This window comes from Geodermatophilus sp. SYSU D00815, assembly GCF_054050035.1.
Genome location: NZ_JBJGYO010000010.1, coordinates 100,782 through 127,452, shown reverse-complemented (window position 1 = coordinate 127,452; position 26,671 = coordinate 100,782). Strand labels below are relative to the sequence as shown.

Below are 26,671 nucleotides of genomic sequence, written 5' to 3'. Positions count from 1 at the left end.
CGACCCCCTCCGCGCACGGCGCGGGAGGGGTCGGCCGGCGCCGGCGCGGGCAGCCGGGTCTCGTACCGTGAGGCGTCCGGAGCAGGCGAGGAGGTGGTCGGGCGGTGGAACCGCTGGACCGACCGTTGGACGACGTCTGGTTCACCCGCGACCTGCCGGTCCTGCGGGCGATCGCGCGGCTGGTCGACGCCCCGGCGCACGGCGGTGCGCCCTACCTGGGGCAGGTGGTGCCGGCCAGCGGGCTGCCGAAGCCGGACGTGCTGGCGGCGGCGCGGGCCCTCGTGGCGGCCGGCCTCGTCGAGGTGCTGACCACCTACGCCGGCGAGATCGTCCGGTTCACCGGCATCTCGGCGGAGGCGCGCCGGCTGGCCGGGCTCTGGCCGACGCCGCAGGGGGAGTGGGAGCGGCTGCTCGAGCAGCTCGCCGTCCGGGCGGAGAAGGCCCCGACGGAGGTCGAGCGGGAGCGCTGGCGGGCGATGGCGCAGGCCGCCGACGCCCTCGGCCACGACGACGGCGCGCTGCTCATGGCGGCGCTCATCGGCGGGTACGTGCCGCGCCGGCGCTGACCGGTCCCGGACGCGGCAGCGCCCCCGCCCGGCGGACCGGACGGGGGCGCTGGCGCGAGATCAGACGCTCAGAGCGGGTGGACGTTCGCCGCCTGCGGGCCCTTCTGGCCCTGCTCGATGTCGAACGAGATGCGCTGCCCTTCGTCGAGCGAGCGGTAGCCGCTGGTCTGGATGGACGAGTAGTGGACGAACACGTCCGGTCCACCACCGTCAGGGGTGGCGAAGCCGAACCCCTTCTCCGCGTTGAACCACTTGACAGTTCCTTCGGGCATTCCCTGCTCCTAGCTGAGTGGTGCATCGGGGTCCTGCCATTGCGCAGTGTGTTCCCGACGGGCTGAACACTAGCCGTCCGGAGCGCGGAGGGAAGGGGGGCCCGCGTCAACAACCCGCGAGCTGCCGGCAGGCCGGGCAGCGGGGGACGCCCCAGACCATCTGCCAGTCCAGGCCGCCGACCACGGTCACCGGCTCGCCGCAGACCGCGGCGCCCGGGCCGGAGGCCGCCGGGACCGGCACGGCGTGCGCCACCCCCACCGGCCGGGACAGGGGACGGGGCTCCCCGCAGCACAGGGTCTCCGCGGTCACGACCTCCGCGGCGCCCGCGGCGTACCGGCTCCACGTCATGCCCCTGGAGCATGCGCCGCGGATGTGTCGTCGGCGTTACCGCTGCCTCACCGCACCGGCGGTGCCGGCTCCGCGGCGCGACCGGCTAGAGGCGGCGGCCGTCGCGGTCGAGGATCTCCGAGGGGACGTAGAGCGGCAGAGCGCCGTCGTCCCGGGTCGCGTAGTCGGGTCCGGTGAAGGGGCCGGGGGCGCTGCCCGCGGGCACCGCCACGGGCTCCGGGCGGCCGGCCCCGACGGGGATCGGCTCCTGCTCCGCCTCGGCGGCGAGCCGGGCCCGTTCCGCGTGCCAGGCCTGCCGCGAGCGGCGCCAGCGGCGGACCAGGACGTCGAGCCCGAGGAGGACGGCGAGCGCGATGCTGATGGTGAACACCGCCTGGGCGATCGCGGTGGCGACGTCCAGCCCGGTCAGCTCGGGCCAGCCGATCGCCTCGATCTCCGCGCCGACCAGCTCGACCATGACGTAGAGCAGCCCGTACACCACGAACGAGATCCGCACGTCCCCACCTCCTCCCGGCTCGTGCATGCAGGAACGACACATCGGTGCCCCGGCGAGAGCGGGAGCGGGCCGGAACCGGGGCGACCTCACCCGACCGGGTGAGCGGCGGCGTCTTGCGGCGATCGTGCGGTTTCCCTGCGGGAGGGGTGCGGTGCCCGGCGCAGGCTGGTCGACGACCGGGACGGACCCGGTCCGCACCGACGACAGGAGTCCTCCCATGCCGCCCGCCACCGCGTTCGCCCCCGTCGCCCGCCCGCGCCTGGCCGCGACGGGCTTCCTGCCCGCCGAGGTGCGCGGCCCCGCGGTGCTCGCCCGGGCCGTCTCGCTGGCGTTCGCGATCCGGACCGACGCCGCGGCGCAGGGCGCGCACGACCTCGACGTCACCGCGATGCTGCTGGCGCGGTGAGCTAGCGGTTGATCTCCACCAGCAGCACCCAGGCGTTCACCGTCGCGCCGGCCATGCCGGTGACGACGGCCGCCGCCAGCCAGTAGAGCCCACCGCCGGCGCCGGCGGCGAGGCTGACGCCGCACACCAGCAGGGCGAGCGCCGGGACCAGCAGGACGGCCGCCGCCGGCACCACCCGGCTGTGCGGCGACTCCCCGTGGCGGACGTGCCGCACCGAGGTGCCCGCGCTCGCGGCGAGGAAGAGCCCCAGCCCGCCCAGCTCGGCGGCCAGCGCGCCGTCGGGCTGCCCCGGCACCAGGAGGAGGACGCCGGCGACCAGCAGCGCCACGAGCAGGCCGAGGGTCCGCGCCGCGCGGCCGGGCAGCGTGCGGAACTCCAGGATCCGCGCCAGGTTGAGCGAGACGGCGACGAAGAGCAGGCCGGTCAGCGCGGCGCAGGCGCCCGCCACGGCCACGCCGAGGTCGTGCCACGGCTCGGGGTCGTAGGGCGACACGGCGGGATCCTGCCCCGCGGGACCGCGGTCACGCGAGGGTCGGCGTCCGCCGATAGGGAGCAGCGTGACGACTTCCGGTGACACGCAGGTGCTGCCCCGCATCCCGGTTCCCGCCGCGGCCGGGACGGCCCACCCCACGGTGGCGCTGACCATCGCCGGGCCGGTCCGGCGGCCGGTGCCGGTCGCCGCCGCCCCCACGCCGGAGCCGGAGGCGGTGGCCGGCGCCCCGGTGGTCGAGGACACCGTCGAGGACCCCGTCGAGGACACCGCCGACGACACCGCCGGGGACGTCGCCGACCAGGTGACCGAGGAGGAGGCCGAGGCGGTCGTCGAGGTGACCGACGAGGCGATCGCCGAGGTGATCTACGAGGCGCCCGTGGAGTCGCACGAGCGCATCTACGAGGAGGCCATGGCGACCATCGCGGCCCTGGCCAGCACCTGGTCCTCGGCGGTGGAGCGCACGTCGGGCCGGCACCGCGCCGCCGCCTGACCGCTGCGCGCAACGGCCCCCGCCGGGGGCCGGGACCCGGCTAGGCTGCCCCATGGCCGTGGTCCCGGACCTGATGCCGGTGCTGAGCCGGGGGAAGCACAAGCACCCGTCCCGGGGCGCGTGCTTCCTGGAGTACACGTCCCTCCTCGCCGGTGAGCCGTTCAGCGACGCCCCCGACTGCGTCGACCACGAGCTCGCCGCGGTGCTCCGGCACGCCAACGACCTGCTCTCCGACGCCGACCGGCCCCGGCTGGTCCCGCTGCTGGGACGGGCCGTGGGCCTGGTGGCGCGCCCGCCCGCGGGCGTGACCGCCGACCGGCTCGGCGACGCCGTCGCGGCCCACGCGCGGGCGACGGTCGCGCTGCACCGCCGCGTCGCCCACCTGTTCCTCGCCGCCGTCGGCTACCTCCCCACCCCCGCCGAGCGCCGGGAGCACGACGACGGCCGCGAGCTGGACCGCTTCTTCTGGTTCCTGATGCAGCGGCCGGTCGCCGTCGGGTCGTCCGTCCTCTACGTGGACCGGCTGGTCGACCGCCTCACCCTGCTGCACGCCTGCTTCGAGCAGGCGCTGGCCGAGCCGCCGGCGGCCGCGCGCGCCCACTCCGCGGACGAGCCGCCGGTCGTCCCCGTCGGTCAGTCAGCGGGCTTGCGGGCGCGGCTCGGCTGCACGCGCATCGGCTCGCCCGGCATCTTCGGGTAGTCCGGGGGATAGGGCAGGTCGCCCAGGCCCTGGTCCCGCGCCTGCCGCTCGGCCAGCTCCAGCAGCGGCTCGATGCCGAACGAGTGGTCGGACAGGCCGGCGTGCTTGTCGCCCACCGCGCGGAAGCGCTCGGGCATGGTGAGCACGTCGAAGTCGGTGGGGTGGACGTCGGGCAGCTCCTCCCAGTCCACCGGCGCCGAGACGGGGGCGTGCGGCTTGGGGCGGATGGAGTACGCCGAGGCGATCGTGCGGTCCCGGGCCATCTGGTTGTAGTCGATGAAGATCTTCTCGCCGCGCTCCTCCTTCCACCACGACATCGTCACGCGGTCGGGCAGCCGCCGCTCCAGCTCGCGGCCGAACGCGATCACCGCGCGGCGCACCTCGGGGAAGGTCCAGCGCGGCTGGATCGGCACGTAGACGTGCACGCCCCGCCCGCCGGAGGTCTTGGGCCAGCCCTGCATGCCGAACTCGCCGAGCAGCTCGCGCACGTGCGGGGCGACCCGCACCGCGTCGGCGAAGTCGGTGCCCGGCTGCGGGTCGAGGTCGATGCGGATCTGGTCGGGCTGCTCGACGTCGCCCTTCGACACCGGCCACGGGTGGAAGGTCAGCGTGCCGAGGTTGGCGCACCAGGCCACCACCGCCACCGAGTCGGGGGCGATCTCGTCCGCCGTCCGCCCGCTCGGGAAGGTGATGTGCGCGGTCGGCACCCAGTCGGGGGCGTTCTTCGGCACCCGCTTCTGGTAGAAGGCGTCCCCGGTGTTGTCGACCCGGGTCGACAGCCGCGCGCCCTCGAAGACGCCGCCGGGCCAGCGCTCCAGCGTCGTGGGCCGGTCGCGCAGCGCGTGCAGGATGCCCGGGCCGACCGAGACGAAGTACTCGACGACGTCGATCTTGCGGATGCCGCGCTCGGCGAAGTAGGGCTTCTCCGGGTTGGAGACGCGGACCTCGTGCCCGTCGATCTCCAGGACGACGGCGTCCTTGCTCGCGGCCATGGGCGCTCCATTCCTCGGGCGGCGCGGGCCCGGTCGGGCGCCTAGGCCGCCGGGCAGGTCAGCCCGTCGGACGGCGCGGTCAGGTCGATGAGGTACGCGTCGACGGCGTCGGTCACGCACGGCGTCTTCGGGTAGCTCGTGTGGCCCTGACCCTGCCAGGTCAGCAGCACGCCGGACTCGAGTTCCTCCGCCATGTCCACCGCTCCGGGCAACGGCGTCACCGGATCGCCGGAATTGCCGACGACCAGGATCGGCGCCGAGCCCTCCGCGTCCCGCTCCGGCAGCGGCGTGCGCTCGGCCTCCCAGGCGGAGCAGGTGTACAGGCCGACCGCCGTGCTCGCGCCGAACAGCGGGTACCGCTCGTTCCACTCCGCGGCGAGCCGGCGGATCTCGTCGTCGGGCACCTCGGCCTCGGTGGAGGTGTCGGCGCAGTTGATCGCGATGTTGGCGTCGAAGAGGTTCGAGTACCGGCCGTCGTCGAGCCGTCCGGCGTAGCTGTCGGCGAGGTTGAACAGGCCCTGGGAGTCGCCGCGCTGGGCCGCCGCGAGCGCCTGCGACAGCAGCGGCCAGGAGTTCTGGCTGTACAGCGCGGCCTTGACCGCCGTCATCACCACGCCCGGGGTCGCGGTGCGGGTCTCGCCGGGCGCGGCGCTCGGGATGGGCGTCGTGGCCGCCTGGGCGAGCAGGTCCAGGACGAACTGGCGCGGGTTGCCGCCGATCGGGCAGCCGGAGATCAGGCTCGTGCAGTTCTGCGCGAACGCGTCGAAGCCGGCCTCCAGCCCGGCGGCGCCCGCCTCGGCGTCCTCCACCGGATCGGTGGTGGGGTCGACCGCCGCGTCGAGCACCAGCGCCCGGACGTTCTCGGGGAACAGCTCGGCGTAGGTCGAGCCGAGCGTCGTGCCGTAGGAGTAGCCGAGGTAGGTCAGCTGCTCGTCGCCCAGCGCCTCGCGCAGCAGGTCCATGTCCCGCGCGGTGTCGACGGTGTTGAAGCTGCCCAGCGCCTCGCCGTACTTCTCCGCGCAGCCCTCGGCCACCTCGTCGGCGAGGGCGAAGGCGTCGTCGACCTGCTCGTCGGACGCCGGGCGCGGCTCCGCGGCGATCATCCGGTCCTTGAGCTCGGCCGGGATGCACTCCACCGGCGTCGACAGCCCGACGCCGCGGGGGTCGAAGCCGACCAGGTCGAACCGGCGCAGCAGGTCTTCGGGGAGGCTGAGCGCCAGCCCGATCACGGAGTCCGCGCCCGAGCCCCCCGGGCCGCCGGGGTTGACCACCAGCGAGCCGATGCGGTCGGTCTGCCCGGCCAGCGTCACCCGCACGAGGAACAGCGGCAGCGTCGCGCCCTGCGGCTCGTCGTAGCTGATCGGCACCTCCGTGCGGCCGCACTCGAAGGTGAGCGGGCGCTCTGACCCCGGGCGTCCCTCCACGAACGGCCGCAGCTGTTCGCTGCACTCGTTCCACTCGATCTCGGGCGCCTCGGGCGGCGCGGCCGAGGTGGCCGTGGCCGGCGTCCCCTCCGCGCCCACGCCGCTGGTGAAGGAGGTGCACCCGGTGAGCAGGAGGAGCAGCCCGGCCACGACGACGGGCAGGGGGGAGCGACGTCGCATGATCACGAGCCTAGGAGGGCCCCTCCCGGCACGCCCGTGGACATGACCCGCGTCACCCGTCGAGGACCTCGGCGAGGTCGTACTTCACGGGGACGTCGAGCTGGTCGTAGGTGCAGCTCGCGGGGTCGCGGTCGGTCCGCCAGCGCAGGAACTGGCCGGTGTGCCGCAGCCGGCGGCCCTCGAGCTGGTCGTACTTGATCTCCACCACCAGCTCGGGGCGCAGCGGCACCCAGGAGAGGTCCTTGCCGGCGTTCCACCGGCTCACCGCCCCCGGCATGCGGTCCCCGCCGTGGCCGTTGCCGTTGCCGTTGCCCTCGCCGTTGGTCTGGGCGTTCGCCCAGTCCTTCCACGGGTGGTCGGCCAGGGCGTTCTCGCGGTAGGGCGCCAGCTCCTCGACCAGCTCGGCCCGCCGGGCCATCGGGAACGACGCCGCCACGCCGATGTGCTGCAGCCGGCCGTCGTCGTAGAGGCCGAGCAGCAGGGAGCCGACGATCGGCCCGCTCTTGTGCCAGCGGAACCCGGCGACGACGCAGTCGGCGGTCCGCACGTGCTTCACCTTGGTCATCAGCCGCTGGTCCGGGCCGTAGGGCAGGTCTGGGGCCTTGGCGACGACGCCGTCGAGCCCGGCGCCCTCGAACTCCTGGAACCAGCGCTGCGCGGTCTCCGCGTCCTGGGTGATCGAGGTGACGTGCACCGACCCGGTCGTGGTCACCACCTCCCGCAGCCGCGCCTGGCGCTGCGCGAACGGCGTCTCGAGGAACACCTCGTCGCCCAGGGCGAGCAGGTCGAACGCGACGAACGTCCCGGGCGTCTGCTCGGCCAGCAGGTCGACCCGCGACTTGGCCGGGTGGATGCGCTGCAGCAGCGCCTCGAAGTCGAGCCGGTCACCGCTCTGGATCACGATCTCGCCGTCGACGACGCAGCGCTCGGGCAGCGCCGCCTTGACCGCCTCGACCACCTCGGGGAAGTACCGGGTCATCGGCCGCTCGTTGCGGCTGCCGAGCTCCACCTCGTCGCCGTCGCGGAAGACGATGCAGCGGAAGCCGTCCCACTTCGGTTCGTAGAACAGGCCGTCGCCGGTGGGCAACTTCGTCGACGCCTTGGCCAGCATCGGCTTCACCGGCGGCAGCAGGGGCAGGTCCATGCCGGTCAGTAGACCAGCCGGGCGCGACGGCGGACCACGGCTCCCGCGCCCGTGTCGCCGGACCGGGTGTCCCTCCCGGACCCGGCCGTCCGGTGCGGGGTGGCGAGGATCCCGGGGAGGACCTCCCGGCCGGCCGGGGTGCTGCTCCCTGGCCACCCGGGAAGGGCCGTGGCGACGCTGCCGCCATGACACGCATCTGGTCGGGCCTCGCCCGCATCCCCGTCCCCGTCGTCGCCGTCCTGCTCGTCGTGGGCGGTGCCCTGATCCCCGTGCACGAGATGGCCGTCGCGCACATGCACGAGCCGGGCAACCAGGAGTGGCCCCAGTGGGTCGGCCGGCTGACGCTGCAGTGGTACTGGGCCCTCCTGCCGCTGGCCGTGCTGGCGCTGTGGGCGCGGCGGCGGGCGGTCCAGGGGCGGATCGGCCGGGTCGGGGCCTGGCTCAACCTCCTCGGCGGCCCGCTGGAGTACGCCCTCATCACCGTCGGCGCCCTGGTGCGCGGCGTGCTCGGCCGGGGCGACCTGCCTCCGGGCTTCATGGCCCTCGAGTGGCTGGGCTACCTGATCATGCCGGGCATCGTGCTGGCCGGCGTCGCCATGCTCCGCGACCGCGGCCTGCCGCGGTGGCAGGGGCTCCTGGTCGTGCTGCTGGCCCCGGCCGCCTGGCTGCCCTTCGGTGCGTTCGTGGTCGGCGCCGCCCTCGGGGTGGCGCTGGTCGTCGGCACCCGGAGGCCCGCGGTGCTGGACAGCCCGGCACCCGCGACCGCACGCTGAGCCCGTGCGCTGGCTTCCGGCCGGGGCCCTGGCCGCGACGGCGCTGGGGGTCGCCCTCTCCGTCGCGGCCGACGGGCTCGGCGCGACCGTCGGCTGGGGCCTCGTGCAGAACGTGGTCGTCGCCCTGCTGCTCGTGGGTGTCGGCGCCCCCCTGGCCGGCCGGCGGGAGGGCCGCCGGATCGGCCTGCTGCTGCTGCTCGGCGGGTGCGCGATGGCCCTCGCGCTGGCCGGGGGCGGGGTCGTCGCGGTGGCCGGGGCGGCCGGTGCCGCGTGGGCCGACGCGGTGGCCTGGTCCTCCTCGCGCGGGCTGTGGGCGTTCAGCGTCGTGCCGGTCACCACGGTCCTCCTCGCCGTCTTCCCGGACGGGCGGGCGCCGACGCCCCGCTGGCGTCCGGTGGTCGCGCTGGGCTGGGTGGCCACGGTGTCGGTCGCGGTGGCGGACTGGGCGGCGGCCGGGCCGGTCGTCGGGCTGCTGACCGGCATCCTGTGGGCGGTCGCCGCGCTGGCGGCGCTGGCCGCCGTGGTGGCCCGCTGGCGGCGGTCGACGGGTGTGGCCCGGCAGCAGCTGAAGTACCTGCTGCTCGCGGGGTTGGTCTCGCTCCTGCTCTACGCCGTCGTCGACCTCCTGCCGCCGCACGCGGCGCAGGTGGCCCTGCTCGCCGTGCCGGTGCTGCTGGTCGGCAGCGTGGCCCTGGCCGTGCTGCGGTACCGCCTCTACGACGTCGACCTGGTGATCCGGCGCGCCGCGGTCTTCACCGGCGTCACCGTGCTGGTGTTCGCCGCCTACCTCGGCGTCGCCGCGGCCTTCGGGGCCGACCCCTCCGAGCGCGCGGCCCTCGTGGCGGCGGTCGTGGTCGCGGCCGTGGCCGAGCCGGTCCGCCTCCGGTTGCAGCGCGCCATCACCCGCCTGCTGCTCGGCCGCCGGGACGAGCCGCTGGCCGCCCTGGCGGTGCTGCGCGAGCGGCTCCGGGCGGCCACCGACGAGGCCGAGCTGGGCGCGGCCGTCGTCGACGTCGTGCCGCGCCTGTTGCGGACCCGTTCGGTCGCCCTGACCCTGCTGACCGACGGGGACCGGAAGGAGCTGGCCCGCACGGGCGAGCCCGGCGCCGACGCGGTGGAGTTCTCCCTGGTGCACCAGTCCGAGCTGCTCGGCGCGCTCACCGTCGGCCTGCGCGACCCGGGGGTGCCGTTCGGCCGGGCCGACCTCGTGCTGCTCACCGAGCTCGGCCACCAGGTCGCCGCCGCCGCGCACGCCGTCCGGCTGCGCGCCGAGCTGCGGGCGGCGGCCGACCGCGTCAGCCGGGCGGCGGCGGCGGAGCGCGAGCGGCTGCGCCGGGAGCTCCACGACCGGCTCGGCCCGCTGCTTCTCGGCACCGGGCTGGCCGTCGACGCGCTGCGCCGCGGCGCCGACGGCGACCCGGCGGCGGCCGGCCTCGCCGAGGTCGCCGGCCAGCTCCGGGACGCCTCCGCCGAGGTGCGCCGGATCGTCGACCGCCTGCAGCCGGTCGCGCTGCTCGAGCGGGGGCTGGTCGAGGCCGTCCGCGACCACCTCGCCCGCCTGGCGCAGCTGCCCGGTGGTCCCGCCGTCGAGCTCGCCGCGTCGGACGTGGACCCGCTGCCGGTCCCGGTGCAGGAGGCGGCGTACTTCCTCGTCCTGGAGGCGGTGACCAACGTCCTGCGCCACGCCGGCGCCTCCCGGGTCGTGGTCGCCGTCGAGCGCGGGAGCCGCTCGCTCGGGGTCACCGTGACCGATGACGGCGCCGGCCTGACCGAGCCCTACGTCGCCGGGATCGGCATCGGCTCGATGCGCCGCCGCGTGCTCGAGCTCGGCGGCGTCTTCGCCCTCGGCCCGGCGCCCGGTGGGGGCACCGCCGTCGCCGCCACGTTCCCGCTGGAGGAGGCCCCGTGGAGGAACCCGCCCGTCCCGTCCGCGTCGTCGTCGCCGACGACCACTCCGTCTTCCGGCTCGGCATGCGGCGGCTCCTCGACGCCGTTCCCGGCATCGAGGTCGTCGGCGAGGCGGCCGACACCGGCGCGGCCGTCGCCGCAGCCGGCGAGCTGAGGCCGGACGTCGTCGTCATGGACCTGGACATGCCCGGCGGCGGGGGTGTGGTGGCGACGCAGCGCATCGTGCAGGAGCTGCCGCGGGTGCGGGTGCTCGTCCTCACCATGCACGCCGACTCGGCGCGGGTCCGCGAGGCGCTGCGGGCGGGGGCGCGCGGCTACATCGTCAAGGACGCGCCCCCCGACGACATCCTGCGGGCCATCGAGGCGGTGCACGCCGACCAGGCCATCCTCGACCCGGCGGTCACCGCCGCCCTGGTCGACGTCGGCCGGCCCGGTCCGGGTGCGGCGTTCCCGCAGCTGACCGAGCGCGAGGCCGACGTGCTCGAGCGGATGTCCGCCGGCGCGTCGAACGACGTCATCGCGCTGCGCCTCGGCATCAGCGTGAAGACGGTGCAGAACCACGTCTCCAACGTCCTGCTCAAGCTCGGCGTGGCCAGCCGGGCGGAGGCCGTCGCGCGCGCCCGGGACGCCGGGATCGGCGCGGCCCGCTAGGCCTGCGCCCGCCGGACCGCGTACCGGGTGAACAGCATCCCGTCCTCCTCGAGCACCTGGCGCAGGTCGAGCCGGACGACGTCGCGCAGCGCGGTGTCGCCGAGCAGCCGCACCTCGCCGCCGACGAGCGCGGGGGAGATCGAGAGGTCGAGCTCGTCGACGACGCCGGCCTCCAGCGCGGAGCGCAGCAGCTGCGGCCCGCCCTCGCAGGTGACCTGCTCCAGCCCCCGCTCCGCGAGCGCGTCCAGCGCCGCCGGCAGGTCGACGTCGTCCTCGCCGCGGACGAGCACCTGCACGCCGGCGCCGGCGAGGGCGGCCCGCCGTCCGGCGTCGGCCGCCGCGCAGGTGACCAGGATCGTCGGCGGCGCGGCGAGCCGGCTGCCCGGCTCCAGCGACGCCTGGCGGGACACCACGGCGATCGGCGCGGTCGGGGGGCGGCCGAGCCGGCCGCGCAGACGGCCGACGGCGGAGTCGTCGGTCATCGGCCCGTACCCCTCGGCCGCCGCCGTCCCGGCGCCGACCAGGACGACGTCGGCGAGCGCCCGCAGCACCCGGAACACCCGCAGGTCGCCCGGCCTCTGCAGGCCCCGGCTCCGCCCCGCCACCGTCGTCGCGCCGTCCAGCGCGGCGATGAAGTCGGCCCGGACGAACCGCCCGGCCGGGGCCCGGTAGGCCTCGGCCAGGGCGGCGTCGTCGACGGGGTCCGCGGCGGCGGGGAGGAGCCGGCGCACGTCAGTGGTGCTCGAGCGACGCCATCGCGGTCAGCGTGCCGCGGATGTAGGCGTTCGCGTGCGCGCCGAGCTCGTCGCTGTCGCTCCACAGGTTGCGCCAGATGCCCAGCATGCGGCTGAGGTCGGGCGCGACGACGGCGGAGGAGAACGACTCGAACACCACCGGGCCGTCGTACCGCACGCGGTGCAGGGCCCGGAAGAAGGAGCCGAAGTCCACGCTCCCGGTGCCCAGGTAGCCGCGGTGGCTCTCCCCGATGTGCACGTACGACAGCTGCTCGGCGGTCTCGACCACCGGGGAGAACATGTCGCTCTCCTCGATGTTCATGTGGTACGTGTCGAGGTGGACGCCGACGTTGGCGCTGTCGGTGCCCTTCACGAACTCCCGGGCCTGGCGCGCGGTGTTGAGCACGTTCGACTCGTAGCGGTTCGTGACCTCGACCGAGACCTTGATCCCGGCCTCGCGGGCCCGCTCGGCCACCCGGCCGATCACGGCCTGGCTGTTCGCCACGCCCCGCGGGGTCGCCGGCTCCATGTACTTGCGCATGGCGCTGTAGACGATCCCGCAGAGGTGCTCGGCGCCGAGTTCGGCGAGCACGTCCACCGCCCGGTTGAGCAGGTCCTCGCCGGCCCGGACCGCGGCGTCGTCCTCGCTGCTGATGTCGGTGGACTCGTTCAGCCCCAGCGAGCCGGTGGCCTCCAGCCCGGTCTCGTCGAGCGCGGCGCGGGCGGCCGCGACGTCGAACGTGAACGGGTCCATGAGCGGGAACTCGATGAGGTCGAACCCGGCGTCGCGCGTCTTGCGGACGGCGTGCCGGATCCCCTCCGGGTCGTAGACGCCGGTCCAGACGAGCCCGTGGCAGCCGATCTTCATCAGGCGGCCACCCCGGTGAACCGCACGTCGCCGCACACGTGCACCTGCAGGCCGAGCGCGTCGAACATCGCCGCCTTGGCGGTCAGCGCGCGGTCGGCGCCGTCGGCGTCCTCGGCGTAGGCGACCTGGATGTGGTTGGCCTTGTGCCGCCCCATGAACTGGTCGCGGGAGACCCCGTGCAGGACGGCGTGCATGATCGGCCACTCCGGGTTGGTGGCCTCCTTGCGGCGCTGCGTCTCCTCGGCGGGCAGCTCCACGACGGTGCCGCGGCCGATGTCGACGTGCAGCGCGCCCTCGGCGAGGTAGACCCGCGACCAGACGATCTCGCCCGGCTTGGAGACGCCGTTGATCGTGCTGCCGCCGGCCGGGAAGAAGACGTTGCCCTGCCGCCAGCCCTCGGCCCCGGCGTAGCCGCCCACGAGGTGGGACGGCGGCACCGACCCGGAGATCTCGAAGACCCAGACGAACTGCCCGTCGTAGTCCTCGCCCCAGCGGACGTCGTGCAGGGTGGTCGCCGGGTCCAGGCCCATGGCCCGCCACACCCGGTTGGTGACCAGGCCGTCGACGGCGACGCCCTCGTCCACCTCGTTGAAGTGGGGCAGCGCCTGGTCCTCGAAGAGCACCCGGCTGCCGTCGCGGCTGCGCACCGGCGGCCGCACGACGTTGTTGAGCAGGCCCTCGACCAGGTCCGACGCCGGGCTGAGGTCCTTGAGGCCCTGCTGGTACTGGATGCCGACGGAGTCCAGGCCGAAGTCGTCGGCCATCCGGACGGCGGCGATGTACATCTTGTACTGCAGCAGGAGCTGGCGCTCGGTCAGCTCGGTGGCCTCGTCGGTGCCCAGCCGGAACGTCATGCCCTGGTCGGTGAGCCAGCGGCCGATCTCGGCCGCCTCCTCGTCGCTCACCCGCTGCATCTCGGCCCACAGCGCGCTCTGGGAGAGCCGCTCCTTGTAGATGCCGATCGGCTGCAGCAGCTCGTCGTCGAAGATCGCGTTGTACATGCCCATGCAGCCCTCGTCGAAGACGCCGACGATGGCCTTCTCGGTGAGCAGCTCGGTGGCGAGCGCGCGGCCCAGCTCGGTCTCGGGGCCCGCCGGCAGCTCCGGCAGCGGGCGGACGTGCGACTCGTCCTGCGCCACGGTGCCGGTCTCCACCCACGAGCGGATCCCGTCGCGGAACCAGTCGTCGGTGCCGTCGACGGTCCACAGCGTGGAGTAGGGCTTGTCCATCTTGGTCAGCCCGGCGTTGAGGTTGAGCAGCCCGACCAGGCCCGGCCAGCGCCCGGAGAAGTTGGCCACGGTCAGGATCGGCCCGCGGTGCGTGCGCAGGCCCGGCAGGACGTGGTGGCTGTACTGCCAGTTGGCGATCGCCACGACCAGCGGGGCCTCCGGCGGGACGGACTTGAAGACCTCGATGCCGTGCCGCTGGCTGCGCACGAAACCGTGCGGGGCGTCCTCGGCGACCGGCTCGGCGCGGACGACCCGCCAGCCGTTCTTCTCCAGCTCCGCGGTGACGATCGACTCCAGCTCGACCTGGGTCGGCCAGCTGGCGGTGTTCGCCGCCTCCCGGGAGTCACCGCTGGTGACCAGGTAGGCGGTCCGCGGCGGGGCCTCGGTGGCCTCGCGCAGCCGGGGCAGGGTGTAGGTCATCGGAGCTCCTCAGGTGTCGTGCGGGTGGTGCGCTGCTCGCGGGCCGCGAGGCGTGGACGGTGGGGGCGCGAACTCCTCCCACCCCCGGCCGGGGTGCGGGCGGTCGCCGGTGTGCTCCCGGGTGGCCCTGCGCGGCACGGGCCCGTCCTCCACGGCACCGGGAGCCTGTCAGAAATCGATTTCAGACTCAAGGCCGGGGGAGGGACGGCGAGGCGTCGGCGGCCGCCGCCCGCGAGGCGGGGCGCAGCTCGCCGGGGATGACCACCCGGCGGGCGGGGCCCTCGTCGCCCTGGATGCGCTCGACCAGCAGCGCGCCGGCGGTGGTCCCCATCGCGCGGGTGGGGAGGTGCACGACGGGGACGTCCTGCGCGTGCCCGGAGAAGGGCAGGTCGCCGATCACCGCGATGCCGAAGTCGGCCACCGACAGGCCCCGCTCGTGCAGCACCTGGAGGGCGCCGACGCCGACCAGGTTGTTGCCGGCCACCACGGCGTCGGGCCGGTCGGCCCTCGCGAGCAGCTCGCTCATACGCGCCCGGCCGCCGCCGACGCGGAAGTCGGCGTGCACCAGCCGGCCGTCGGCGACCGGGGTGGGGGAGACCTCCGCGAGGGCCTCCCGCCACCCCCGGGCGCGGCCGGCGGCGGTGACCAGGCCCGCCGGCCCGGTGATGCAGGCGATGTCCCGGAACCCGGCGTCCCAGAGCGCGCGGGTGGCCAGCCGCCCGGCGCCGACGTTGTCGATGACGACCTCGTCGACCTCGGCGTCGGGGACCGGGCGGTCCACCGCCACCACCGCGCGGCCCCGCTCGAGCAGCGGGCGCACGTCGCTCGTCGTCCCGGCCGCGGCGAGCACGACGCCGGCCATGTGCTCGGACAGGGCGATGTCCAGGAAGTGGCGCTCCTTGCCCGGGTCCCCGTCGGTGTTGCAGAGGACGACGCTGAAGCCGGCCTGCTGGGCCGTGTCGGCGACGCCGCGGGCCAGCGACGTGAAGAACGGGTTCTCGATGTCGGGGATCACCAGCGCGACGACCTCGGAGAGCTGGCGGCGCAGGGTCCGGGCCACGCGGTTGGGCTTGTAGCTGAGCCGCTCGGCCGCCTCCAGGACGAGGCGCTCCTTGTCGGGCGAGACCGACCGGCCGTTGAGCACCCGCGAGACGGTGGCGGGTGAGACCCCCGCGAGCGCCGCAACGTCGTAGATCGTCGCCATGCGCCGAACCTAGCGGTCGAGGTCACGGGGGGGACCGGTACGGTGAAATCGATTCCACCACCACGGTCGTCCAGGGAGGCGTGCGCATGCGGCTGCTGCGGATCGGGGAGCCGGGCGCCGAGCGCCCGGCCGTCGAGGCGGGCGGGCGCTGGCTCGACGCCGGCTCGGTGACCGAGGACTACGACGGCGCCTTCTTCGCCGGCGGTGGCCTCGCCCGCCTGCGCGCGGCCCTCGAGGAGGGGCGGCTGCCCGAGGTCGCGCGCGACGGCGTCCGGATCGGCGCCCCCGTGGCGACGCCCGGCAAGGTGGTCTGCATCGGGCTGAACTACCGCGACCACGCGGCGGAGACCGGCGCCCCCGTCCCGGCGGAGCCGGTGGTGTTCATGAAGGACCCCAGCACGGTCATCGGGCCGTGCGACGAGGTGCTCGTGCCCCGCGGGTCGACGAAGACCGACTGGGAGGTGGAGCTCGGCGTCGTCATCGGCGCGCCGGCCCGCTACCTGGCCGACGCCGACGCCGCGCGCGAGGTGATCGCCGGCTACCTCGTCTCCCACGACGTCTCCGAGCGCGAGTTCCAGCTCGAGCGGGGCGGCCAGTGGGACAAGGGCAAGAGCTGCGAGACCTTCAACCCGGCCGGCCCGTACCTCGTGACGGCCGACGAGGTCGACGACCCGCAGCAGCTGGGCCTGCGGCTGTGGGTGAACGGCGAGCAGCGGCAGGACGGCAGCACCGCGGACATGATCTTCCCGGTGCTCGAGGTGGTCCGGTACCTGAGCCGGTTCATGGTGCTGCGGCCGGGCGACCTGGTGAACACGGGCACGCCGGCAGGCGTCGCCCTCGGCCGCCCCGGCACGCCGTTCCTGGCGGCGGGCGACGTGGTGGAGCTGGAGATCGACGGCCTCGGCCGTCAGCGGCAGACGGTGGGGCAGGCATGAGCGAGGCAGCGGGTCCGCAGGGGGAGTTCGACGGGCTGGTCGCGGTGGTGACGGGCGCGGGCTCGGGGATCGGCCTGGCGGTCGCCCAGGAGCTGGCCCGCCGGGGCGCGACGGTCGCCGCGGTCGACCGGGACACCACCGGGGTGCCGGCGCCGCTGCACGCCTACCGGTGCGACGTCACCGACGACGCCGGGGTGACCGCCACCGTGGAGCGCATCGCCGCCGACCTCGGCGGCATCGACGTCCTGGTCAACAACGCCGGCATCGGCGCGCAGGGCACGGTGGCCGACACCGCCGCCGAGGAGTGGCTGCGGGTGCTCGACGTCAACGTCGTCGGCATCGCGCGCATGTCGGCCGCCGCGCTGCCGCACCTGCGCCGGTCCCGCGCCGCCGCCGTCGTCAACACCGCCTCCATCGCCGCGCTGATCGGCCTGCCGAAGCGCGCGGCGTACTGCGCCAGCAAGTCGGCGGTGCTCGGGCTGACCCGCGCCATGGCCGCCGACCACGTCCGCGAGGGCATCCGGGTCAACTGCGTCAGCCCCGGGACGGCCGACACCCCGTGGGTGCAGCGGCTGCTCGCCGCGACCGACGACCCGCAGGGCGAGCTGGCCCGGCTCGAGGCGCGCCAGCCGCACGGGCGGCTGGTGAGCGCCGACGAGGTGGCCCAGGCCATCGTCTACCTGGCCTCCCCGCGCACCGGCTCGGTCACCGGCACCTCCCTGTCGGTCGACGGCGGCATGGCCGGCTTCCAGCTGCCGCACTGACCGGCCCGACCCCGACCGGAGGACGCCCCGTGAGCTCCCTGCAGGACATCGACACCTTCGACATCCGCTTCCCGACGTCGACGATGCTCGACGGCTCCGACGCGATGAACCCCGACCCCGACTACTCGGCCGCCTACCTGCGGCTGGGCACCGACGGCGGGGACGCCGGGCACGGCTTCGTGTTCACCATCGGCCGCGGCAACGACGTCCAGCTCGCCGCGGTGCGCGCCGTGGCCGAGCAGCTGCGCGGCGAGGAGGTCGAGCCCCTCCTCGCCGACATGGGCGGCACCTGGCGGCGGCTGGTGCACGACTCGCAGCTGCGCTGGCTGGGCCCGGAGAAGGGCGTCATGCACATGGCGATCGGCGCGGTCGTCAACGCCCTGTGGGACCTGCGGGCCAAGCGGGCGGACAAGCCGCTGTGGCTGCTGCTCAGCGAGCTGCCCCCGGCCGAGATCGTCGACCTGGTCGACTTCCGCTACCTGACCGACGCGCTGACCCCGCAGCAGGCCCTCGAGATCCTCCAGGCCGCCGAGCCGGGCCGGGCGGAGCGCCGGGCCTGGCTCGAGGCGCACGGCTACCCGGCCTACACCACGACGCCGGGCTGGCTGGGCTACGACGACGAGAAGCTCGTGCGGCTGGCCCGCGAGGCGGTGGCCGACGGCTTCGAGCAGATCAAGCTCAAGGTCGGCAGCGACCTCGAGGAGGACGTGCGGCGGCTGCGGCTGGCCCGCGAGGCCGTCGGCCCGGACGTCAAGATCGCCGTCGACGCCAACCAGCGGTGGGACGTGGAGCAGGCGGTCGCCTGGACCAAGGAGCTGGCGCCGTTCGACCTGGCCTGGCTGGAGGAGCCCACCAGCCCCGACGACGTGCTCGGCCACGCGCGGATCGCGCGCGAGGTCGCCCCGGTCCCGGTGGCCACCGGCGAGCACATGGCCAACCGGGTGATCGCCAAGCAGCTGCTCCAGGCGGAGGCGATCGACGTGCTGCAGATCGACGCCACCCGCGTGGCCGGGGTCAACGAGAACATCGCCAACCTGCTGCTGGCCGCGCGCTTCGGCGTCCGGGTCTGCCCGCACGCCGGCGGCGTCGGCCTCTGCGAGGCGGTGCAGCACCTGTCGATGTTCGACTTCGTCGCCGTCTCCGGTTCGGTGGAGGGGCGCTACCTCGAGTACGTCGACCACCTGCACGAGCACTTCGTCGTCCCCACCGACGTGCGGCAGGGGCGGTACTGGGCCCCGTCGGCGCCGGGGGCCGGCACCGAGATGCACGCCGCCTCCGTCGAGCGGCACCTCTTCGCCGGCCGATGAGCTCACCGGGGCGGATCCGGCTCGGCCGTCTCGGGTACGGGGCGGCCGCCGTCGGCAACCTGTACCGCGCCGTCGACGACGAGGCGGCGCAGCGCATACTCGACGCGGCCTGGGACGCGGGCATCCGCTACTACGACACCGCCCCGCACTACGGGCTGGGGCTCTCGGAGCGCCGGCTGGGCGCGATGCTGCGCCGCCGGCCCCGGGACGAGTTCGTCCTCTCCACCAAGGTGGGCCGGATCCTGGAGCCGGACCCGGACGGCGCCGGCCGCCGGGACGACGACCTGTTCGAGGTGCCCGCCGACCACCGCCGCCGCTGGGACTTCTCCGAGGCCGGCATCCGCCGCAGCCTCGAGGACTCCCTCACCCGGCTGGGCCTGGACCGCGTCGACGTGCTGTACCTGCACGACGTCGAGCGCAGCGGGCGCGACGTGGCCGAGGTCGTCGACGGCGGCGTCGCCGCGCTGGCGCGCCTGCGCGACGAGGGTCTGGTGCGCGCCGTCGGCGTCGGGACCGCCGACCTGGGCGCCGTCGAGCGCGCCGTGCGCAGCGGCGCCGTCGACCTGGTCATGCTCCCGGGCCGCTACACGCTGCTGGAGACGCCGGGGGCCGACGTCGTCCGGCTGTGCGAGGAGCGCGGGGTCGGCATCGTCAACGTCGCCGTCTTCAACTCCGGGCTGCTCGCCACCTCGGAGCCGGGGGAGGACTCGCCCTACGAGTACCGCAGGGCCCCGGCCGACAAGCTGGCGCGGGCCCGGGAGCTCGCCCGGGTGTGCCGGGAGCTGGGCGTGGAGCTGCCCGCCGCGGCCCTGCAGTTCGGCCTGCGCTCCCCGGCCGTCGTCTCCGTGGTGGTCGGCGCCGACACCCCCGAGCAGGTCCGCGAGAACGCCGCGCGGATGGCCGCCCCGGTGCCCGAGGAGCTGTGGCGCGCGCTCGGGGAGCGGGGGCTCCTGCCGTGACCGGCGACGAGGCGTTCGCCCCCGTCGACGCGCACGTGCACGTCTGGGACCTCGCCGTCAACAGCTACCCGTGGCTCGGGCCGGAGCGCGGCGGCCTGTACGCGAGCTTCCCGCCCGAGCAGGCGCGGGAGGCGCTGGCCGGCTGCGGCTTCGGCGCCGCGGTGCTCGTGCAGGCGGAGGACTCGACCGCCGAGACCCGCTACCTGCTCGCGGTGGCCGACGCGCACCCGTGGGTCGCCGGCGTGGTCGGCTGGCTGCCGCTGGCCGACCCGGCGGCCGCGGCCGCCTCCCTGGAGGAGCTCTTCCGGCACCCGCGGTTCCGCGGCGTGCGGCACCTCGTGCACGCCGACCCCCGGGCCGACTTCCTCGACACCGCCCCGGTGCGGGAGTCCCTGCGCCTGGTGGCCGCGGCCGGCCTGCCGCTCGACGTGCCGGACGCCTACCCGCGGCACCTGACGCAGACCGCCCGCCTCGCCGAGGACCTGCCGGAGCTCGTCGTCGTCGTGGACCACCTGGCCAAGCCGCCGCTGGGCCGGCCGGAGATGGGGGAGTGGCGGGCGCAGCTGGCGCGCGCGGCGGCCGCGCCGAACACCGTCGCGAAGGTGTCGGGGCTGCGGGCGCCCGGCACGCCCTACACCGTGGCGGCGGTGCGCCCGGCGTGGGAGGCCGCGTTGGAGCTGTTCGGTCCCGCGCGCCTGATGTACGGCAGCGACTGGCCGGTGACCGTGCCCGAGGACGCCTACGGCCCGGAGGGCTACCGGCCCACGCACGAGGTGCTCGCCGCGCTGGTCGGCGAGCTGTCGGCCGACGAGCAGCGGGCGCTCACGGGCGCGACGGCGCGCCGGGTCTACCGGCTGCCCTGACTCACACCACCCGGACCAGCGGCGGCACGGCCCGCCCGGCCGGCGCCCGCTCCAGCTCCACCTCGAACCGGGATCGGTCGCCGCGGTGGTAGGCCACGAACGTCTCCACCGGCTGGTTGTCCTCGCCGTAGCTGACGTTGGTGAGCTTGAGGACGGCGCCGTGGCGGGGCAGCCCCAGGTCGCGGGCGAGGGCGGAGCTGGCACCGTGGGCCTCCACCGTGCGGCGGCTGCGGGCCAGCCGCAGGCCGTAGCGGCGCTCGAGCAGCGCGTAGAGCGACTGGTCGCGCAGGTCCTGGTCGACCAGGTCGGGCGCCATCGCCGCGGGCACGTGGCTGACCGTGTACACCCACGGCTCGTCGTCGACGAACCGGAGCCGCTCGATCTCCACCACGGCGGTGCCCGCGGCGACCTCGAGCCGCGCGGCGACCTCGGCGTCGGCGGCGACCACCCGCAGGGTGCGGACCTCGCTGCGCAGGGTGCGGCCGAGCGCGGCGACGTCGTCGAACAGGCCGGTGAGGGACTGGACCAGGCTCTGCGACGTCAGCTGCGGCAGCACGAAGGTGCCCCGGCCCTTCACCCGCTGCAGCACGCCCTCGTACTGCAGCTCCGACAGCGCCTGGCGCACCACCGGGCGGGAGACGCCGTAGCGCTCGCACAGCTCGTGGTCGCCGGGCAGCCGGTCGCCGGGGCGCAGCCCCAGCCGCTCGATGTCGGCGCGGAGGATCTCCTTGAGCTGCTGGTAGTAGGGGACCGGCGAGTTCTTGTCGAGCGGGCGGGTCCCCGGGCCGGCGGCTGCGGTCACCGGTCGGCCGCCAGGCCGGCCGCCTCGGCGGCCAGCCGCTCGATGCCCGCCCAGTCGCCGGCCCGCACCAGGGCGCGGGGGGTGAGCCAGGAGCCGCCCACGCAGCCGACGTTCGGCAGCGCCAGGTACTCCGCGGCGTTGTCCGGCGTGATCCCGCCGGTGGGGCAGAACCGCACGTCCGGCACGGGGCCGGCGACCGCGCGCAGGTAGGCGGTCCCGCCCGCGGCCTCGGCCGGGAAGAACTTGACGGCCCGCTGCCCGTGCTCGCGCAGCCGCAGGATCTCGGTGAGGGTGCTCGCCCCGGCCAGCAGGGGCAGGCCGGTGTCCAGGGCCGCGGCCAGCAGCCGGTCGGTGGCGCCCGGGGTGACGACGAAGCGGGCGCCGGCCCGCCGGGCGGCCGCCGCCTCCTCCGGCGTGGTGACCGTGCCGGCGCCGACGGTCGTCTCCGGCACCTCCGCGGCCACCCGCTCGATCGCCGCCAGGCCGGCCTCGGTGCGCAGGGTGATCTCCATGACCGGCACGCCGCCCCGGGCCAGGGCCCGGGCGAGCGGCACGGCGTCGGCCGCGTCGTCGATCACCACGACGGGGACGACGGGGCTCAGGGCCAGGAGGTCCTCGCCGGCGTCGAGCACGGCCTGCGGATCGGTGGTCATGGGCGTCCCTTCCCGTCGGGGGTCGTGCGGGGCCGGTGGCGCGGGTCGTCCAGCCCCAGCCGGCGCAGCAGGTCGAGGTGGCCGCGGACCGTCGCCACCGCCTGCGGCAACGGCGGGCTCGACGGCTCCGGCGCGAAGTGCACCACGGAGCAGCCCGCGGCGGAGGCCGCGGCCGCGCCGGTGGGGGAGTCCTCCACGACCAGCGCCGCCCCCGGCCGGACGCCGAGGCGCTCGGTCGCGCGCAGGTACACGTCGGGGGCCGGCTTGGGCGCGGCGACGTCCGTGGCGCTGACGACGGTGTCGACGAGGGCGGCGTGGCCGCTGGCGGCGAGCAGGAGCTCCAGCAGCGGCCGCTCGGAGTTGGACGCGATCGCGACCGGCACGTGCCGGCGGATGACCTCGATCGCCTCGAGGGTGCCCTCCATCGGCTCGGCCGTGCCCGGCACGTGCTCCTCGGCGAGGCGGCGCATCAGCGCCGCGGCGGACCGGGGCTCCACCCGCCCCGGCGCGCCGGCGGTGAGGACGGCGACGCTGTCCTCCAGCCCGGTGCCGTGCGTGCCCGCGGCGAGCTCGGGGGTGTAGGCCACCGAGTAGGCGGCGCAGAACGCCTCCTCGGTGCGGGCCCAGCCGGCCGCGGTGTCCAGGAGGACGCCGTCGACGTCGAAGACCACGGCCTCGATCTCCAGCCCGAAGGCGCGCAGGCTCATCGGGCCGGCTCCCAGCCCAGCCACCGGGCCGGGTTGGCCACGAGCAGCGTCTCCACGGCGGCCGCGCCGAGGGCGTCGCGCAGGCGGGGCACGAAGCGGTCGAAGAGGTAGGCCAGCCCGGGCATGCCGCCGTAGGCGACGTAGCGGGTGCGGCGGGCGACGTCGCCGCCGAGCAGGACCCGCTCGCCCCCGCCGCGCCCGACCACCGCCGCGAGGCACTGCACCAGCACCGAGTCGGGCCAGCGCTGGTGCCGGGCCGCGCCGTCGTAGCCGAGGTAGGCGCCGCGGGCGGCGAGCTCGCCGTGCAGCACCGGGTCGGGGTTGCGGTCGACGTGGGCCAGGGCCACCCGGTCGGCCGGGCAGCCCTCGGCGGCCAGCAGGTCGAGCACCTCGTGGCCGGCGCTGCCGTGCTCCAGGTGCACCATGACCGGCGCCCCGGTGCGGCCGGCGAGCCGCCCGGCCGCGGTCAGCACGCGGCGCTCGAACGCGGTCAGCGCCCAGTACCCGGCGCCGGCCTTGACCGCCCCGGCGCGCACGGCCGTGCCGTCCATGCCGTCGAACAGGTCGGCGGCGAACCGCGACTCCAGGGCCTCGGCGGTCTCCTCCAGCAGCGGGTCGCCGGGGGCGTAGTGGGCCTCGCGGTGGGCGCCGGTGACGTGCACGACGGCCAGCCCGGTCCGCGCCGAGATCCGCGCGACCGCGTCCGGCCGGCGGCCCAGCCCGGTGGGCGTCGCCTCGACCACGGCGCCCGCGCCGGCGGCGCGCAGCAGCTCCGCCTCGCGCCCGCTGGCCGCCTCGTCGTCCAGCTCGTCGCCGCGCAGCAGCGGGCTGACCTGGAAGAGGTGCTCGTGGTAGTCGGTGGGCCCGAGGGCCGCCGGCTCGACGTCCCCGAGGACCGTGCGCACCCGGGCGCTCATCGGACGCTCTCGGCCGCCTCGGCCAGCCGGGCGACCAGGGCGGGGTCCATCTCGAGCTCGAACACCTCGGCGATCACCTGCGACCAGCCGTGGATGAAGTACCGCCACCCGTCGACGACGGTCAGCTCCCGCTCCCGCTCCTGGGCCCGCGCCTGCGCCAGGAACTCCAGCGAGCCGCGGTAGTTGAGCTCCCACACCACCGACCGCCGGGGGAAGCGGGCCGCCGCGGGCAGCGGCGAGCCGGGGCGGTCCTTGCCCATGCCGGTGGCGTTGACCACGAGGCTGCCCTCGGGCAGCGCGGCGAGCTCGGCCTCGAGGTCGGCCTGCCCCACGGTCAGGGTGCGCAGCTCGACGTGCGGGGCGTGCGCCGCGAGCACCTCGCGCAGGTGCGCGAGCCGGGTGCTCTCGGGATCGACGAACGTCATGCGGACCGGCGCGTCCTTGCGCTGCCCGAGGTACCAGCCGATGGCGGTGCCGGCCCCGCCCGCGCCCAGGCACAGCACCTGCGCGCCGTCGGCGAAGTGGTCGTCGGCGAGGACCTCCTCCAGCGCGAGGCCGGCCGTCAGGGGGTCCTTCGCCGCGCCCAGCGTGCGGCCGCCGCGCACCGCGATCGAGGAGATCTCCCCGACGCTGGCGGCGAACTCGTCGACGTCGTCGAACATGTCGCGGGCGGCGTCGAAGACCGCGATCTTGTGGGTGGTGACCAGGGCGCCCGCGCACGCCGGGTCGTCCCGGATCTCCGCGACCGCCCGCCGGTACGCCTCGGCGGGCGCGCCCAGCGGGACGTCGAGGCCGACCAGCTCGGCGTCCAGGCCGAGGATGCCGGACCACAGCGGGAAGACCTTCATGATCGACGACGACGCGGTGCTCACGCCGACGAAGCGCATGCGGCGGGGGCTGGGGGTCACGAACGGGCTCCAGGGGGCGGGGTCACGGGGGGCGGGGTCACGGGATGGGCGGGCGCCCGGCCGGCGAGGACGGCGAGGACGCCGTCGACGGCGAGGCCGCCCATGGCGTCGACGGCCTCCCGGGTCTGGGCGCCGAGGTGGGGGGTGACGACCACGCGGTCGGCGAGGTCGTCGGCGAGCAGGGGGGAGGCGGCGTCGGCGCCGGCCTCGGCGGCCAGGGTGTCGGCGGCGTACCCGGCCAGCCGTCCCTCGCGCAGCGCGCGGGCGAGGGCCGGCTCGTCGACCAGGTCGGCCCGGGCGGTGTTGACCACGACCTGCTCGGCCGGGCAGCGGGACAGCCAGGCGGCGTCGACGACGGTCGCGCCCCCGGGGGCGTGCAGCGACACGACCTGCGCCGCGCGGCCCACCTCCTCGAGCGTCGCCGGCTTCGCACCGGCGGCGAGCACGTCGCCCTCGGCGACGTAGGGGTCGTGCACCAGCACGTCGCAGCCGAGCGCGACCAGCCGCCGGACGACCCCGCGGCCGATGCGGCCGAAACCGACGACGCCGGCGACCGAGCCGGCCACCTGGCGGCCGCGCAGCACGCTCCAGTCCCCGCGGCGCACGCGCCGGTCGCCGGCCGGCACCCCGCGCAGCACCGCGAACAGCAGCGCGACGGCGTGCTCGGCGACCGCCTCGCTGTTGGCCCCGGGGGTGTTGGTGACGACGACGCCGGCCCGCTCGGCCGCCGCGAGGTCGACCGCGTCCACCCCCACGCCGTAGCGCGCGACCACCCGCAGCGCGGGCGCCGCCGCCAGGTGCTCGGCGGTGACCGGCGCGGTGCCGGCGATCCAGGCGACGGCGTCGGCGAGGGCCGGGCGCAGCGCCTCGAGGTCGTGGGTGGTCGAGCCGCGCACCACCGTCAGGCCGGCGTCCTCCAGCCGCGCCACGAGGTCGACGGCGCCGCTGGAGAACGACCGCGAGGTGACGACGACGGTCCCGCTCACCGGGTCACCGTCCGCCGGTCGAACCACGGCTCGAGCCGGGAGTAGGCGTCGAGGAAGACGTCGTGCTGCGCGCGGACCAGCCCGTCCCGCGACGCGTCGGGCGTGAACTCCGCCGTCGTCGTCGACAGCCCGCGGGCGACGCCGAAGCCGTCGACGAGGCCGAGCCCCACCGCCGTCGTGACGGCGGCGCCGAGGCTGTTGGCCTCGGCCACGATCGTGCGGCGGCGCACCGGCACCTGCCAGACGTCGGCGAGGACCTGCATCCACACGTCGCTGCCGGCCCCGCCGCCGATCACGTCGACGCTGTCGACGGCGATGCCGTTCTCCGTGAAGGCCGCGATGCAGGTGCGCAGGTTGAAGGCGACGCCCTCGAGCACCGCGCGCACCAGGTGGCCGGGGCCGTGGTGGCGCTGCAGCCCGGCGAACGTGCCCGCCGCCGCGGCGTTCCAGTGCGGCGAGCGCTCGCCCAGCAGGTAGGGCAGGAAGAACAGCCCCTCGTCGGCCGCGGGGGCCGTGGCGGCCTGCGCCAGCAGCTCGTCGTAGCCGGTGCCGGAGCGGCCGAGCAGCTCCATGACCCAGCTGAGGCTGGCGCCGCCGGCCTGCATCGTCGCCGTCGGCACGAAGTGGCCGGGGACGACGTGGTTGAAGGTCATCGACCGCATCGCCGGGTCGTGCAGCGGCTCGGTCGTCGAGGCCGAGATCCACGAGGACGACCCGAGGCAGACGTAGGCGCCGTCGTCCGGGGTGAGCACCCCCGCCCCCACAGCGGCCATCGGCCCGTCGCCGCCGCCCAGGACGACCGGGGTGCCCGGCCGCAGGCCGGTGTGCGCGGCCGCCTCGGCGGTCAGCCCGCCCACCACGGTGGTGGAGGCGACCACCGGCGGGAGGACCTCGGCGGGGATCCCGGCGGCGTCGAGCAGCAGCGGGGACCACTCGCCGCTCGTCTGGTCGAAGGCGTCGGTGCCGGAGGCGTCGGAGGGGTCGGTGACCAGCGTGCCGGTCAGCCGGTGCACCACGAAGTCCTTGGCCACGCAGACGTGCCGGGTCCGCGCCCACGTCTCCGGCTCGGCGTCGCGCACCCACATCGTCTTCGCGAGCGTGTACGTGGGGTGGATCCGGTGGCCGAGCCGCCGGTAGGCCTCCTGCTGGCCGACCTCGGCGAGCAGCCGGTCGGCCTGCGCGGTGCTGCGGGTGTCGGCCCAGATGATCGCGGGCCGGACCGGCCGGTGGTCGGCGTCGAGGAAGACGGCGCCCATCATCTGGCCGGACATGCCGACGCCGGTGACCGCGGAGCCGGGGACGCCGGCGCGCTCGAGCAGTTGCCGGGTGGCGGCGCCGACCGCGTGCCACCAGTGCTCGGGGTCCTGCTCGGCGACGCCCCCGGTGGCGAAGGAGGTGGGGTAGTCCACGGTCAGGGTGGCCAGCGTGGTGCCCGACTCGTCGTGGAGCGAGGCCTTGTTCCCGGACGTGCCGAGGTCGTGCGCGACGATCATCAACCGTTCCTGTGGCCGGGGTCTACGGGGGATCCCGCGGCGGTACTTTACCGTCCTGTTATGACAAGTTGTCAAAGA

30 protein-coding genes are annotated in these 26,671 nt (G+C 75.7%); 12 read left to right on the top strand and 18 right to left on the bottom strand.

What is annotated here, in order from left to right; translation table 11 throughout:
• Positions 1-104 precede the first annotated feature (104 nt).
• Entirely contained in the window at positions 105-566 is a 462-nt protein-coding gene (locus ACI78S_RS13735; protein WP_456974146.1) for a hypothetical protein, read from the top strand.
• Between the two features lie 68 nt (positions 567-634).
• Here ACI78S_RS13735 and ACI78S_RS13730 read toward each other — a convergent pair whose 3' ends face one another.
• The 3 genes from ACI78S_RS13730 to ACI78S_RS13720 form a co-directional block, all read right to left on the bottom strand.
• Positions 635-838, bottom strand: coding sequence for a cold-shock protein (locus tag ACI78S_RS13730; RefSeq protein WP_263551050.1), 204 nt, complete (start codon positions 836-838; stop codon positions 635-637).
• Positions 839-944: 106 nt separating this feature from the next.
• On the bottom strand, positions 945-1,187 hold the full coding sequence (locus tag ACI78S_RS13725; protein ID WP_456974144.1) for a hypothetical protein: 243 nt from the start codon (positions 1,185-1,187) through the stop codon (positions 945-947).
• Positions 1,188-1,272: 85 nt separating this feature from the next.
• Entirely contained in the window at positions 1,273-1,683 is a 411-nt protein-coding gene (locus ACI78S_RS13720; RefSeq protein ID WP_456974142.1) for a hypothetical protein, read from the bottom strand.
• A gap of 217 nt (positions 1,684-1,900) precedes the next feature.
• On the opposite strand from ACI78S_RS13720, the gene ACI78S_RS13715 reads away from it, so the two are divergent.
• Positions 1,901-2,089 carry a hypothetical protein gene (locus tag ACI78S_RS13715; protein WP_456974140.1) on the top strand — a complete coding sequence of 63 codons (189 nt, stop codon included), beginning with the start codon at positions 1,901-1,903 and terminating at the stop codon, positions 2,087-2,089.
• Position 2,090: 1 nt separating this feature from the next.
• On the opposite strand, the gene ACI78S_RS13710 is transcribed toward ACI78S_RS13715, so the two are convergent.
• Positions 2,091-2,582, bottom strand: a complete 492-nt coding sequence (locus ACI78S_RS13710; RefSeq protein WP_456974138.1) for a hypothetical protein — start codon at positions 2,580-2,582, stop codon at positions 2,091-2,093.
• 64 nt (positions 2,583-2,646) lie between these two features.
• Here ACI78S_RS13710 and ACI78S_RS13705 point away from each other — a divergent pair, with 64 nt between their 5' ends.
• Together ACI78S_RS13705 and ACI78S_RS13700 are read left to right on the top strand one after the other, a co-directional pair.
• Complete coding sequence (locus tag ACI78S_RS13705) at positions 2,647-3,072, top strand: hypothetical protein (RefSeq protein WP_456974136.1); 426 nt, start codon at positions 2,647-2,649, stop codon at positions 3,070-3,072.
• Between the two features lie 52 nt (positions 3,073-3,124).
• Entirely contained in the window at positions 3,125-3,772 is a 648-nt protein-coding gene (locus ACI78S_RS13700) for a hypothetical protein (protein ID WP_456974134.1), read from the top strand.
• Here ACI78S_RS13700 and ligD read toward each other — a convergent pair.
• From ligD to ACI78S_RS13685, 3 genes are read right to left on the bottom strand one after another with little or no spacing between them, the layout of a single operon-like run.
• Entirely contained in the window at positions 3,706-4,764 is a 1,059-nt protein-coding gene (ligD, locus tag ACI78S_RS13695; RefSeq protein WP_456974132.1) for a non-homologous end-joining DNA ligase, read from the bottom strand. The two genes, ACI78S_RS13700 and ligD, sit on opposite strands and share 67 nt — an antisense overlap.
• Before the next feature lie 41 nt (positions 4,765-4,805).
• The gene (locus tag ACI78S_RS13690; protein WP_456974130.1) at positions 4,806-6,368 is read right to left on the bottom strand and encodes an alpha/beta hydrolase; all 1,563 of its coding nucleotides are present in this window, start codon (positions 6,366-6,368) and stop codon (positions 4,806-4,808) included.
• A 52-nt stretch (positions 6,369-6,420) separates the two neighbouring features.
• Positions 6,421-7,512: an ATP-dependent DNA ligase gene (locus ACI78S_RS13685; protein WP_456974128.1), complete on the bottom strand. Its 1,092-nt coding sequence runs from the start codon at positions 7,510-7,512 to the stop codon at positions 6,421-6,423.
• A 185-nt stretch (positions 7,513-7,697) separates the two neighbouring features.
• On the opposite strand from ACI78S_RS13685, the gene ACI78S_RS13680 reads away from it, so the two are divergent.
• Genes ACI78S_RS13680 through ACI78S_RS13670 form a run of 3 tightly spaced genes read left to right on the top strand, consistent with a single transcriptional unit; the run spans position 7,698 to position 10,844 of the window.
• Positions 7,698-8,285: a hypothetical protein gene (locus ACI78S_RS13680; RefSeq protein WP_456974126.1), complete on the top strand. Its 588-nt coding sequence runs from the start codon at positions 7,698-7,700 to the stop codon at positions 8,283-8,285.
• A 4-nt stretch (positions 8,286-8,289) separates the two neighbouring features.
• Positions 8,290-10,347, top strand: a complete 2,058-nt coding sequence (locus tag ACI78S_RS13675) for a histidine kinase (RefSeq protein ID WP_456974124.1) — start codon at positions 8,290-8,292, stop codon at positions 10,345-10,347.
• Positions 10,257-10,844, top strand: a complete 588-nt coding sequence (locus ACI78S_RS13670) for a response regulator (RefSeq protein ID WP_456974228.1) — start codon at positions 10,257-10,259, stop codon at positions 10,842-10,844. Before ACI78S_RS13675 ends, ACI78S_RS13670 begins: the two co-directional genes overlap by 91 nt.
• On the opposite strand, the gene ACI78S_RS13665 is transcribed toward ACI78S_RS13670, so the two are convergent.
• From ACI78S_RS13665 to ACI78S_RS13650, 4 genes are all read right to left on the bottom strand, one after another.
• On the bottom strand, positions 10,841-11,575 hold the full coding sequence (locus ACI78S_RS13665; RefSeq protein WP_456974122.1) for a dihydrofolate reductase family protein: 735 nt from the start codon (positions 11,573-11,575) through the stop codon (positions 10,841-10,843). The two genes, ACI78S_RS13670 and ACI78S_RS13665, sit on opposite strands and share 4 nt — an antisense overlap.
• Before the next feature lies 1 nt (position 11,576).
• On the bottom strand, positions 11,577-12,446 hold the full coding sequence (locus ACI78S_RS13660) for a sugar phosphate isomerase/epimerase family protein (protein WP_456974120.1): 870 nt from the start codon (positions 12,444-12,446) through the stop codon (positions 11,577-11,579).
• The gene (locus ACI78S_RS13655; RefSeq protein WP_456974118.1) at positions 12,446-14,095 is read right to left on the bottom strand and encodes a hypothetical protein; all 1,650 of its coding nucleotides are present in this window, start codon (positions 14,093-14,095) and stop codon (positions 12,446-12,448) included. The genes ACI78S_RS13660 and ACI78S_RS13655 overlap by 1 nt, the downstream gene beginning before the upstream one ends.
• A 187-nt stretch (positions 14,096-14,282) precedes the next feature.
• Positions 14,283-15,299 carry a LacI family DNA-binding transcriptional regulator gene (locus tag ACI78S_RS13650; RefSeq protein ID WP_456974116.1) on the bottom strand — a complete coding sequence of 339 codons (1,017 nt, stop codon included), beginning with the start codon at positions 15,297-15,299 and terminating at the stop codon, positions 14,283-14,285.
• Positions 15,300-15,385: 86 nt separating this feature from the next.
• Between ACI78S_RS13650 and ACI78S_RS13645 the strand changes: the two genes are divergently transcribed.
• From ACI78S_RS13645 to ACI78S_RS13625, 5 genes are read left to right on the top strand one after another with little or no spacing between them, the layout of a single operon-like run.
• Positions 15,386-16,234, top strand: a complete 849-nt coding sequence (locus tag ACI78S_RS13645) for a fumarylacetoacetate hydrolase family protein (protein WP_456974114.1) — start codon at positions 15,386-15,388, stop codon at positions 16,232-16,234.
• Positions 16,231-16,998: an SDR family NAD(P)-dependent oxidoreductase gene (locus ACI78S_RS13640; protein ID WP_456974112.1), complete on the top strand. Its 768-nt coding sequence runs from the start codon at positions 16,231-16,233 to the stop codon at positions 16,996-16,998. Before ACI78S_RS13645 ends, ACI78S_RS13640 begins: the two co-directional genes overlap by 4 nt.
• Before the next feature lie 29 nt (positions 16,999-17,027).
• A complete protein-coding gene (locus ACI78S_RS13635; RefSeq protein ID WP_456974110.1) occupies positions 17,028-18,305 on the top strand; it encodes an enolase C-terminal domain-like protein in 1,278 nt (425 codons plus the stop codon).
• On the top strand, positions 18,302-19,264 hold the full coding sequence (locus ACI78S_RS13630; protein WP_456974108.1) for an aldo/keto reductase: 963 nt from the start codon (positions 18,302-18,304) through the stop codon (positions 19,262-19,264). The genes ACI78S_RS13635 and ACI78S_RS13630 overlap by 4 nt, the downstream gene beginning before the upstream one ends.
• Positions 19,261-20,127: an amidohydrolase family protein gene (locus ACI78S_RS13625; RefSeq protein ID WP_456974106.1), complete on the top strand. Its 867-nt coding sequence runs from the start codon at positions 19,261-19,263 to the stop codon at positions 20,125-20,127. Before ACI78S_RS13630 ends, ACI78S_RS13625 begins: the two co-directional genes overlap by 4 nt.
• 1 nt (position 20,128) lies before the next feature.
• Here ACI78S_RS13625 and ACI78S_RS13620 read toward each other — a convergent pair whose 3' ends face one another.
• Genes ACI78S_RS13620 through xylB form a run of 7 tightly spaced genes read right to left on the bottom strand, consistent with a single transcriptional unit; the run spans position 20,129 to position 26,593 of the window.
• A complete protein-coding gene (locus ACI78S_RS13620) occupies positions 20,129-20,929 on the bottom strand; it encodes a GntR family transcriptional regulator (RefSeq protein WP_456974104.1) in 801 nt (266 codons plus the stop codon).
• Complete coding sequence (gene eda / locus ACI78S_RS13615) at positions 20,926-21,582, bottom strand: bifunctional 4-hydroxy-2-oxoglutarate aldolase/2-dehydro-3-deoxy-phosphogluconate aldolase (protein WP_456974102.1); 657 nt, start codon at positions 21,580-21,582, stop codon at positions 20,926-20,928. Before eda ends, ACI78S_RS13620 begins: the two co-directional genes overlap by 4 nt.
• Complete coding sequence (locus ACI78S_RS13610; protein WP_456974100.1) at positions 21,579-22,289, bottom strand: HAD family hydrolase; 711 nt, start codon at positions 22,287-22,289, stop codon at positions 21,579-21,581. Before ACI78S_RS13610 ends, eda begins: the two co-directional genes overlap by 4 nt.
• Positions 22,286-23,206, bottom strand: coding sequence for a phosphotriesterase family protein (locus ACI78S_RS13605; protein WP_456974098.1), 921 nt, complete (start codon positions 23,204-23,206; stop codon positions 22,286-22,288). The genes ACI78S_RS13610 and ACI78S_RS13605 overlap by 4 nt, the downstream gene beginning before the upstream one ends.
• Complete coding sequence (locus tag ACI78S_RS13600) at positions 23,203-24,114, bottom strand: saccharopine dehydrogenase NADP-binding domain-containing protein (RefSeq protein WP_456974096.1); 912 nt, start codon at positions 24,112-24,114, stop codon at positions 23,203-23,205. The genes ACI78S_RS13605 and ACI78S_RS13600 overlap by 4 nt, the downstream gene beginning before the upstream one ends.
• On the bottom strand, positions 24,111-25,100 hold the full coding sequence (locus ACI78S_RS13595) for an NAD(P)-dependent oxidoreductase (protein ID WP_456974094.1): 990 nt from the start codon (positions 25,098-25,100) through the stop codon (positions 24,111-24,113). Before ACI78S_RS13595 ends, ACI78S_RS13600 begins: the two co-directional genes overlap by 4 nt.
• The gene (gene xylB, locus ACI78S_RS13590; protein WP_456974091.1) at positions 25,097-26,593 is read right to left on the bottom strand and encodes a xylulokinase; all 1,497 of its coding nucleotides are present in this window, start codon (positions 26,591-26,593) and stop codon (positions 25,097-25,099) included. Before xylB ends, ACI78S_RS13595 begins: the two co-directional genes overlap by 4 nt.
• Positions 26,594-26,671: the final 78 nt, after the last annotated feature.